The following is a 10,857-nucleotide window of genomic DNA, read 5'->3' as shown; positions in this document are numbered from 1 at the left end:
CTTTAGAATCGTGGCAAATGAATGCCTTGCGCAATAGTAGGTGATTTTCTTTTGAATGTCTAAATCGGTAATAATTTTTTTAAGAGGTGTGTTTATATGAATTTTGAGATATTTTCTTTTTCTATTATTTATATAAATTTTGGAGTTCTGATTATTATGAACGATATTAAACAAATAGATTGAATCGACTGGTGAAGTATATTCTTCAATTTTCTGTTTCCAGAAATTATTTATGTTAAAATTTACTATTACCTCGATTTTACTTCTTTTATAGGTAATTGTTTCTTTGTATAAATCTGTTTTTTTTAATTGCATTAAATCAATGAAATTAATTCCTCTCCCATAAAAACTTAGCAAAAACATATCTCTTGCAATAATGTCATTTTTTTTTAGCAATTGTGCATTTTTCAATAATTCAAGTTCTTTTTCAGATAAATATTCTTTTTTACCGCTTTCTTTAATTTTTGATACTTTAAATTTATCAAAAGGATATATTGTTGCAGGAATGATTTCACGTTTAATAGCTTTGTTGAAAACGGCTCTTAAAGTACGAATTCTTATTCCAATTGTGCTTTGGCTGTTGTTCTTACCATTTAAAAATGATTGATATTTATAGATTGAGTCTACTGATAAATCTCTAAAAGTGATTTCTGTTCTATTGAAAAACAATTGAATCGATTTTAAGGTTTCCTTTTCAATATTGCTGGTTGACAGTTTTCCTGCATTTTTAATTTCTTCGATTAAACTTTCGTGAAAAGTAGTATAGCTTACTGGTTGCTGTTTTCCTGAATCTTTTTTGAATTTTGTTACAATGTCTTGTAAGGTGAATGGAGTATCATCTAATTCAAATTCGTGAATAATATTGTTGATATGACCCGAATATTTTTCAATCAGATCATTAATTTGCTTGTATTCTTTGTGTGATTTTTTAAGGGGTTCTGTTTCAAATGACCAATCTTCATGCTTGCATTTTTTTTTTGATTGATAAACTCGTATTTATTCTGTCTTTGATTAATACAAGATTGATAAAATACTCACCTTGTACATTTGGTGTTGCTTTTAGTGTAAATTTGTATGATACCATTATTAGAAATATTAGTTATAGTTTTGACGAATATTTGACGAACAAAAAAATACAATTAAAATAAGAAATAATGATTTATTATTATTATTTAAATTTATAACTTGTTGATAATTAGGTGTTGTAATGAAAAATAGGCTATGATAAAATTAATTAAACCTGACTCATAATCAGGTGGTCCCTGGTTCGAGCCCAGGTGGGACCACTACTAGAATAAAGCCTTTACAGCGATGTAGAGGCTTTTTTTTGTGCCTTGTTTTTCAGAGATTCCGGAAATTAGTTTAATTTTTCTTTACCCGTTCCAAAAGTATAAGTATATCCAACGTAAGGAAAATATTTAAACATTCTGACCTGTTCTAAATTAAAGGTGTCATTACTTAAACTGGTTTCAATGATAAACGGTGGAGATTGTCCTACGAGATTGTTAACTCCAAAATACAATCTGGTTTGGTTGCCGGATTTCGTTTTTTTTGTTCTTGAAACGCCAACATCTACATTGTAATTTCTCGGTAAACGGTAGTTGTTAGGTCTTGATATTTCATTGCTTTGGTTTGAATCTACTGGGTACGAGTCTTTTTTATTGCTATAGGAAAAAGAATCTGGTGCCGAGATTAAAACACCCGAACTATAATTAAACATAGTGGATAGGACCCAGGATTGATTAATATTCCAGGTAACAGCTCCTTTTATTTGATGGGTAATATCGTTTGGAGAATTAAACGTCTGACCATTATTTATTGTGGGGAATCGCAATGTCGATTTGCTCAGGGTATACGATGCCTGTACATCAAACTTTTTGAACTGCTTAGAAAATTCAAGTTCCAAGCCTCTTGAATTGCCAAACCCGATTAGAGGGGATTGTATTTTGTCCTGATATGAAACATCATAAAGGGGTTGATACATTAAAATATTGGATACTTTTTTTTCGTAAAACTGTAATCTGATGTATCCTTTGTTTAAAGTTTTTTCATAGCCTGCTTCATAAATAAAAGCCTTTTCCGGAGGTAACTGATCTGTACTTGGCATGCGTAAATCTGAGGGTAAGGCATAGGTGTTCTGGGCAATTTGATGATAAAACTGTTCCATTATGGCATAGGAGGCAAAAAGACTATTAGAAGTGTTGTATTTGTAGACCAAACTGGTACGGGGCTGAAAAGAATTATAAACCTTGTTTTTAGTTAAAAAAGTTGCATAATGAAGACCCGCTTTTATTCGAACTTTATCAGACAGCGTTATATCATTGTCCCAATAGGTTTTGAAATGTAATGACTTTATCAATTGATCACGGTCAATAGTGTTATTAGAAAAATTAGTCATATTTATTCGTAAGCCTATCGCACTATTTAGGAATGACGACCAATGGTAATTCAGGTTGTTTTCGATACCTATATCTGTAATACGAAACTTTCTGGTTCCATCCTCATCTGCATTGGCAAACTGATTATTATAGTTGCTTAGCAGTAGAACCGAATTCTGAAACAGTCTGGGATTATATACCCTGTTCCAGCGCAAAGAAAGTGTCCTGTTGGTCCAGGTAAGCTGAGGTGCTTCGGAAGAAAAGAAATTTACACGAATAAGATCTCCGCCGGTATAGGCACCAAGGTAGAGTCTGTTGGACGAGTCAATAAAATAGTTAATTTTAAAATAGGCATCATACATCCGGTATTTAAAATTAATATCCTGATCAAAAATCGCTTTGGTCAAAGCATCAATCCAGCTTCTTCTCGCACTGATCATAAAGGACATCTTGTCTTTTATGATAGGGCCCTCAATCATTGCAGAGCCCGTTAGCAAACCAATATTAGCAGCCCCATGGTAGGACTGCATGTCGCCATCTTTTGTTTTAACATCTATGACCGAGGATAGCCTTCCTTCGTAACGAGCCGGAAAGCCGCCTTTGTAAAAACTTATTTGTTTGATGGCCTGCGAATCGAAAATAGATAACAAACTCGTAAAATGATTGTAGTTGTAAATAGGAACACCATCTAATAAAACCAGATTCTGGTCAGTTGAGCCTCCTCTTACATTTAAAGAAGTGCCGTAGGTGCCTGGTTTTAAGGTAAGAAGTTTTAACGGGTCTGATTGCCCCATTAGAAAGGGAAGAGCGTTAACGTGCTGCGTATCGATTATGCTGGAAATCTCATTTAAAGGTTTTTTGGATGACTTAACTTTAACCGGAGCAAGGGATAGTCCCATTTCAAGATTGAAGTTTTTTTTAATGGTTTTGTTTACCAGTATCGTATCTGTTTGTGAAGTAAAACCGGTATAACTCGCATTTATGATGTACTTGTTTTCGGGTAATGTTAGCGTATAGTAGCCATAATCATTACAATTAACAGCAATGTTTGTGTTTAAAACTCGTACGGTAGCGTAGGGTAGTGCTTCTTTACTGTCGCCTGCATAAACAAACCCACTAATAGTAAATGGGTCAGGAGCTCGTGAAACCGTGTAGATAATTATTTTATTATCTTTCTCAAGAAATTTTACTGATTCTGTTTCAAAAAGAAGATGTAGAAGCGTTTTTAATTTATAAGTTCCTTTGTCGATCTTTATCTTTTTACCAAGATTGAGTTTGTTATTGCTTAGGGATAAATTTGCGCCTTGTGCTATTATGGTGGAAATATAAGCTCCGATACTATCATTTTCTATTTGAATAGTGATCTTTTTTTCCAGTAAGCTTGTTTTTTGTGCTTGTACAGATCCGGCACAAAAGAAAAGTACAAAATAGACTGAAGTTGTTAACCAGTTATTTATGGGAGAATTACTTTTCACACGATATGTTTTTCACCCAAATAGTATTGCCTTTTTGTGTATAACTAAGCCCAAACAATAAACGGAATTCTTCCAATATTTCTTTTATAGATTCGTTCTTGAAATTTGTGGTAACGGTGCAGGAATCAGAGATTTTGCCTTCTACCTGTATTTTAATATGATAACAATTTTCAATATCCTCAAAGGCTTTTTGAAGTGGAGTATTTTCGAAAGAAAGAGACTTTGTTTTCCAGGAGAGTAAGTTTTTATCTTCATTTTCACTTTTAATTAATCTGCTGGAAGCGTAACGAACTGCTTGCTTTTTCTCCAAAACGACTGTTTGACTGGTAGGAGTGGCGGTAACTTTGACTTTTCCTGTAATCACTGCTACCGATTTCTCTTTTTCTGTTGTTTTTACAACAAAAGAGGTTCCTAAAACTTTTACGGCTAGTGTGCCTGTATTTACAGAAAAAGGCCTACTCTCGTCGTGTTTTACTTCAAAGAAAGCTTCCCCATTTAAGCTGACAGTACGGTTGTTCCATAGAAATCTTCTATAGGTGATACTCGAGTTGTCGTTCAAAGTAACCAAAGAACCATCGCTCAATTCGATACTTTTTATCTGTCCATTAGCTGTCTGGATAGTTATCTCGGCATTCGCATACAAGAAAGCGAACGTACTTATTAAAATGAAAACGGCTGCAACTGCTGTTGCATATAGGTATTTTTTGTACAACTGAAATACGGTTGGCTTCGTGGATGATAAATTTGGTGCTATGCGGTTCCAGGCATTAGCTGTTTCAAACAACTGAGGGGAGTCTAATGGCTGACTTTCTGCAAAAAAAATCTTAAGCGAGAGGTATTCATCAGGATTGTTTTTTATCCAATTCATTAACACAGCTTCTTCCTCAGGTTTCGTTTCTCCTGAAAAATGCTTTGCTAGTAATACATTAATATCTTGGTTGTCCATGGTTAAACCTCTTTTAAATAAAACACAAATTCTTTTAAAACCCCCACTATGTAATGACTAAAATACCATATTTTAAAGAAAGCAATTAGGTTGGGATGTTGTTTGACAAACTCCCGTATATGTTTGATGGCTTTGCCCATCTGATTTTCTACTGTTTTTACTGATATTTCTAATTTCTCTGCAATTTGTTTATAGCTTAATTTTTCAATACGACTTAGTTTGAAAATTTCAAGACATTTTGGTGGAATTCCATTAAATGCTTGTTCTATAAGCTGGTTAGCATCTGATAAGGGGTTTGTTTCGGGAATTTCTTCGGCAATATCGGCAGACATTTCGTCAATGTCAAACATATAGATTTTTTTTCTCAGAATAGATATGCACCGATTCTTAACTGCTATATACAGATAATATTTAAGGCTCTTTTCAGATAGTAAATCCTTGCGGGTTTCCCATATTTTAATCATCAGTTCCTGCACCACATCTTCACTTTCGTCTCTATCCTGAAGGTATTTATAGGCATGATTGCATAAGGGCTGATAAAGCTCGCTGAACAATTGTTTAAAATGCTTTAGGTCCTCATTCATATCATAAAAAGTAGGGAGATTTTAAATTTTTATTGCAGCGTATAGGGGTATTTTGATTTTTGGCGTATTAGTAATAAGGCAGTGTAAGATATTCTTGCCACAAATTTAAATTTATTAACTATAAAGTAATTAAAACAAATGAAAAAGTCAATTATTGTATGCGTAATTTTTTTAACATTCGGTACAACTGTAGTAAAAGCACAAGAAACCGGTAAACATGAAGTAAATCTAACCTATAGCGATGGTATACCAATGACTTTTGTAGATGGTTTTTCAGATGCATTATCTTCCGCAATTCTGGGACAAAAACTAAATTCTAAGACAACATCTTCTGGGAATTTTGGCTTGGGTTATAGAAATCAAATCACCGAACGAATAAGAGTAGGTGGTGATATCGCTTTTCAGCAGGAACAAACCGAGCAAACCGATAAAAATAACAAATTTATTGGTAAGAGAACCAATCGCTATTTAATGGTAATGCCAACGTTGTCGTTTAGTTACATAAAAACAGATTGGTTGGATTTTTATGGCTCAGCTGCTGCAGGTGTTGTTCTGGAAAAATATACACAAACAGAGCCTAATAGAGCTGCCGTTAAAGACAATGCTGCTGATTTTGCTTTTCAGGTTAATCCTGCAGGTATACGTGTAGGTAAAAAACTTGGTGTGTTTGCAGAAGTCGGATTCGGATATAGAGGAATTGTAAGTGCAGGCCTAAACTATAAATTTTAAGTAATAATTTATTAGACTAAGAAAATAGATTGTTTGCAACATTCATAAATGGCTAAATAGTTTAAATATTTAGCCATTTACTTTTTAAAGAAAAATGGATCAGGTTAATAAGGTAAGATTGCTCAAAAAAAACAAATTGTACATAAATATGGGCAAGTAGAAGTATTGCCAATGGTTTCAACCATCGGGAACAAAAAGTGAACGCAATGTATAATTACAAGACAAATCCGGTGATTGAAACCATGCGTAACAATTTGCGTTAATTGCCTTTTCAATGTAAGAAAAAGTAGAATATCTGGAAAAAGCACAAAAAGATAAATAACGTTTAATCAATTTAGAAAAAACCGTTTCGCAATCCGAAACGGTTTTTTTTGCTTTAAGTTATTTTGGAGCGATAGAGGTTTTATTTGAAGTAATAGATTGTGAATCATTCAGATGGATTTTGTACTCTCAGGTGTTAAGGTTAGGTTTATTGTTGAAATCGAAGTTTGGATTTGTAGAAAGAAAAATCTAAACCACAAAAATATACGTAAGTACCGGTGAGAATTAATGTTTTCGGGGGTTTTTCCTGTGTCAGGATAAGTGTATTATTTTTGTTTTTCTTTTTTTGTTTTAAATCTTGTGTTTTTGCAAAAAACTTATACATTTGCCGAATAATTCGTTGTAAGCCCCTGTTTTTGTGCGAATTATATTAAAATAGATAAATTTAACAACCTACCGTGCTGTGTTGCAGCATGTTGAAATTATGAAGATAATCAAGACTGTTTTTTTTACATTTTGCCTGACTTTACTATCTGGTTTTAGTGCTTTGGCACAATTCATACCGCCGCCACCAGATGATGGGAATGATCCGGACATAGTACCAATAGATGATCACTTACTTTTTTTGGCAATATTTGCTGTTGTTTTAGGAATTACAATGATATATAGAAATAAAATAAAAAAAGCTTCAATGTAAATTGAAGCTTTTTTTATGAACAGGTTTTAATACTTACTTGTTTATTGCGTAAAGTCTTGAGATGTATTTTCCAACAACATCAAATTCAAGGTTTATTTTGGTTCCAACTTTGAAATTTTTAAAATTGGTGTGCTCAAAAGTATACGGAATAATCGAAACGCTAAATTCGTTTGTTTTTGAGTTTACAACCGTCAAACTCACTCCGTTAACCGTAATAGAGCCTTTTTCGATGGTAATATTGCTGAGGTTTTTGTCGTATTCAAAAGTGTAATTCCAGCTTCCGTGTGCTTCTTCAATTTTGATACAGGTTCCGGTTTGGTCAACGTGTCCCTGTACGATGTGTCCGTCCAGACGATCGCCAAGCTTCATTCCTCTTTCCAGATTTACAATATCGCCTTCTTCCCAGTCACCGATATTTGTTTTTAAAATAGTCTCATCGATAGCGGTTACAGTATAAAATGAATCTTTTATGGCTACGACTGTAAGGCAGATTCCGTTATGGGAAACGCTTTGGTCAATTTTTAATTCATTTGTAATAGATGAGTCAACTGTGATGTGAAGATTGTTTTGATCTTTTTTTATTTCGTGAATCCTTCCTAGGGTTTCTATAATTCCTGTGAACATTGTTGTTTTATTTTACTAAATTTGCACATCAAAATTAGTAATAAATAACCTGAGCTCATGAATAAAAAAGCAGAAAATATAATTGTTGGAATTTCAATTGGAGATTTAAACGGTATTGGAAGCGAAGTTATATTGAAAACATTCGAAGATTCCCGCATGTTGGAGATGTGTACGCCGGTTATTTTTGCAAACGCCAAAATACTTTCTTTTGTTAAGAAGAGTTTTACATCCTCAGTTCAGTTTCATGGTGTAGACAAGTTAGAGCAGGTTTTGCCTGGAAAAGTCAATGTTTTTAATCTTTGGAAAGAAGGGGTTGATATTAACTTGGGGAAAAACGATGAAAAAATTGGCGAATATGCTATTAAATCATTTGTTGCAGCGACCAAAGCTTTAAAAGAAGGTTTGATTGATGTTTTGGTAACGGCGCCAATTAATAAATACAATATTCAGTCAGAAGAATTTAAATTTCCGGGACATACAGATTATTTAGATCAGGAGTTGGAAGGAAATGCTTTGATGATGATGGTTCAGGATAATTTGCGAGTAGGTTTGCTAACGGATCATGTACCGTTGAGTCAAGTTTCTTCGCATTTGACAGAAGAGTTGATCGTTAGAAAAATTGAAACGATCAGAAAGTCTCTGATTCAGGATTTTAGTATTGTGAAGCCAAAGATAGCGGTTTTAGGATTGAATCCGCATAGTGGTGATGGTGGAGTGATTGGTAAAGAAGAAGATTTGATTTTGAAACCAACGCTAAAGAAGATTTTTGAAAAAGGTACGATGGTTTTTGGTCCATTTTCGGCAGATGGTTTTTTTGGAAGCGGTCAGTATGAAAAGTACGATGCAATTGTAGCGACTTATCACGATCAGGGATTGATTCCGTTTAAAACATTATCGTTTGGAAAAGGGGTGAATTATACAGCAGGTTTAAATAGGGTGAGAACCTCGCCAGATCACGGTACGGCTTATGATATTGCTGGAAAAGACATGGCTGATTTCAACTCGTTTAAAGAAGCGGTTTATCTTGCATTAGATATTTTTCGCTCGCGTAATCAGTATGAGGAGATTACTGAAAAACCTCTCAAAATAAAAGAAAAACAGTTATAAACAAAAAAAGGTGAATAAGATTATTAGTTTTATAATAATTTTATATCTTTGCACCCCAATTCAGGTATCTGAGTTTTAGATACTGATTGGTCAAATTGATGTTGAAATGAGCAAAACAAAAGATTTTTTAATTCCTTTCATAGGATTAAAACTAGGAAAACACCATTTTGAGTATCAAATAAGTAACACGTTCTTTGCGAACTTTGATTACGATGAATTTCAAAGTTCAGATATCAAAGTAGGTTTAGTTTTAGATAAGAAAAGCAACATGTTAGAGTTGGAATTCAAACACAAAGGGACCGTAAATGTGCCATGTGATCTAACAAGCGAAGATTTTGATTTGCCATTAAAGGGTAAAATGAAATTAATTGTTCGTTTTGGAGATGAATTCAATAACGATAATGAAGAGCTTCTAATCTTGCCGCATGGAGAGCATGAAATAGATGTAGCACAATACATTTATGAAATGATTGCACTTTCGGTACCGCTAAAACGAGTTCATCCAGGAGTAAAAGACGGAAGTTTGCAAACTGACGCCTTGAAGAAACTAAATGAATTGACAGTAAAAGAAGTAAAAGAAGAAAAAGAAGAGAGTAAAAAAGAAGAAGATATTGACCCGCGTTGGGACAAATTAAAGCAACTATTAACGGATAAATAATATAGTAAAATGGCACATCCTAAGAGAAAAATCTCGAAAACAAGAAGAGATAAGAGAAGAACACATTATAAAGCTACTGTAGCTCAAATCGCTACATGTCCTATTACTGGAGAAGCACATTTATACCACAGAGCTTACTGGCATGAAGGTAAAATGTATTACAGAGGGCAAGTTGTTATCGATAAATCTGTAGCGGTTGCTTAATACGTTTTTGTAAATGATACTGGAACTCTCACATAGTGAGAGTTTTTTTTGTTGGTTATAATTTTCTTTTTTTAAGAAAATATCTACAAATTAATTTCGTTTTTTTTTGTAATTTTCAAGTCTTTTAAAAATTTTTCAAATACACTGTATTTGAAACGAAATAATAGAATATAATGAATAAAATCACAGCCGCAATTACCGCTGTTGGAGCTTACGTTCCCGACTTTGTACTTTCGAACAAGGTATTGGAAACGATGGTCGAAACTAATGACGAATGGATTACTACTCGTACCGGAATTAAAGAGAGAAGGATTTTAAAAGATGCTGATAAAGGAACATCGTTTCTTGCTATAAAAGCAGCACAGGATTTAATAGCAAAAGCTAATATCGATCCGTTAGAGATTGATATGATTATAATGGCAACAGCTACAGCAGATATGCCAGTAGCCTCTACCGGAGTTTATGTTGCAACAGAAATTGGAGCTACCAATGCATTTGCTTACGATTTGCAAGCGGCATGTTCAAGTTTCTTATACGGAATGTCAACTGCTGCAGCTTATGTGCAGTCAGGAAGATACAAAAAAGTATTATTAATTGGTGCCGATAAAATGTCGTCAATTGTAGATTATACAGACAGAGCAACTTGTATTATTTTTGGTGACGGAGCGGGAGCCGTTTTATTCGAACCCAATTATGAAGGCTTAGGCTTACAAGATGAATACTTAAGAAGCGACGGTGTAGGACGCGATTTTCTTAAAATTTCTGCCGGAGGTTCTCTAACACCAACTACAGAAGAGACCGTAAAAAATAAACAGCACAATATTATTCAGGACGGAAAAACCGTTTTTAAATATGCTGTAACAAATATGGCCGATGCCAGCGAATTGATTTTGCAAAGAAACAATCTTACCAATCAAGACGTGAACTGGTTAGTACCACATCAGGCAAACAAACGTATCATCGATGCTACTGCAAGCAGAATGAATCTTGAAGAATCAAAAGTATTGATGAACATTGAAAGATATGGTAATACCACTTCAGCTACATTACCATTAGTATTAAGCGACTTTGAACACTTGCTTAAAAAAGGAGATAATATTATTTTTGCTGCGTTTGGTGGAGGATTCACTTGGGGATCTATTTACCTAAAATGGGCATACGATAAAAAATAAATCAAAACTAAAAACGAATCAT

11 protein-coding genes are annotated in these 10,857 nt (G+C 33.8%); 6 read left to right on the top strand and 5 right to left on the bottom strand.

The annotated features are described in order from the left end of the window. From FLA105534_RS10305 to FLA105534_RS10290, 4 genes are all read right to left on the bottom strand, one after another. Window positions 1-813, bottom strand: an 813-nt coding sequence (locus tag FLA105534_RS10305) for a tyrosine-type recombinase/integrase (protein ID WP_262888444.1), incomplete at its 3' end; no start/stop codon positions are given. A gap of 544 nt (window positions 814-1,357) precedes the next feature. Next, window positions 1,358-3,853 (bottom strand): TonB-dependent receptor, encoded by a 2,496-nt coding sequence (locus FLA105534_RS10300; protein WP_173966037.1) that lies wholly within the window; start codon window positions 3,851-3,853, stop codon window positions 1,358-1,360. Next, a complete protein-coding gene (locus FLA105534_RS10295; RefSeq protein WP_173966036.1) occupies window positions 3,843-4,799 on the bottom strand; it encodes a FecR family protein in 957 nt (318 codons plus the stop codon). Before FLA105534_RS10295 ends, FLA105534_RS10300 begins: the two co-directional genes overlap by 11 nt. 2 nt (window positions 4,800-4,801) lie before the next feature. Next, a complete protein-coding gene (locus FLA105534_RS10290) occupies window positions 4,802-5,383 on the bottom strand; it encodes an RNA polymerase sigma-70 factor (protein ID WP_173966035.1) in 582 nt (193 codons plus the stop codon). 138 nt (window positions 5,384-5,521) lie between these two features. Here FLA105534_RS10290 and FLA105534_RS10285 point away from each other — a divergent pair, with 138 nt between their 5' ends. After that, entirely contained in the window at window positions 5,522-6,112 is a 591-nt protein-coding gene (locus FLA105534_RS10285) for an outer membrane beta-barrel protein (RefSeq protein ID WP_173966034.1), read from the top strand. Between the two features lie 745 nt (window positions 6,113-6,857). Next, entirely contained in the window at window positions 6,858-7,070 is a 213-nt protein-coding gene (locus tag FLA105534_RS10280; protein WP_173966033.1) for a hypothetical protein, read from the top strand. A gap of 33 nt (window positions 7,071-7,103) precedes the next feature. Here the strand turns inward: FLA105534_RS10280 and FLA105534_RS10275 are convergent, their stop codons facing one another. Beyond that, on the bottom strand, window positions 7,104-7,694 hold the full coding sequence (locus FLA105534_RS10275) for a riboflavin synthase (RefSeq protein WP_173966032.1): 591 nt from the start codon (window positions 7,692-7,694) through the stop codon (window positions 7,104-7,106). 57 nt (window positions 7,695-7,751) lie between these two features. Between FLA105534_RS10275 and pdxA the strand changes: the two genes are divergently transcribed. From pdxA to FLA105534_RS10255, 4 genes are all read left to right on the top strand, one after another. After that, window positions 7,752-8,801 carry a 4-hydroxythreonine-4-phosphate dehydrogenase PdxA gene (gene pdxA / locus FLA105534_RS10270; protein WP_173966031.1) on the top strand — a complete coding sequence of 350 codons (1,050 nt, stop codon included), beginning with the start codon at window positions 7,752-7,754 and terminating at the stop codon, window positions 8,799-8,801. Window positions 8,802-8,907: 106 nt separating this feature from the next. After that, window positions 8,908-9,459, top strand: a complete 552-nt coding sequence (locus FLA105534_RS10265) for a YceD family protein (protein WP_173966030.1) — start codon at window positions 8,908-8,910, stop codon at window positions 9,457-9,459. 9 nt (window positions 9,460-9,468) lie between these two features. Continuing rightward, window positions 9,469-9,663: a 50S ribosomal protein L32 gene (gene rpmF, locus FLA105534_RS10260; RefSeq protein WP_007137315.1), complete on the top strand. Its 195-nt coding sequence runs from the start codon at window positions 9,469-9,471 to the stop codon at window positions 9,661-9,663. Window positions 9,664-9,836: 173 nt separating this feature from the next. After that, window positions 9,837-10,835 (top strand): beta-ketoacyl-ACP synthase III, encoded by a 999-nt coding sequence (locus FLA105534_RS10255; RefSeq protein WP_173966029.1) that lies wholly within the window; start codon window positions 9,837-9,839, stop codon window positions 10,833-10,835. Window positions 10,836-10,857: the final 22 nt, after the last annotated feature.

This window comes from Flavobacterium collinsii (genome assembly GCF_902804485.1).
Taxonomy (GTDB): Bacteria; Bacteroidota; Bacteroidia; order Flavobacteriales; family Flavobacteriaceae; genus Flavobacterium; species Flavobacterium collinsii.
This window is presented reverse-complemented; position numbering and strand designations above follow the sequence as displayed.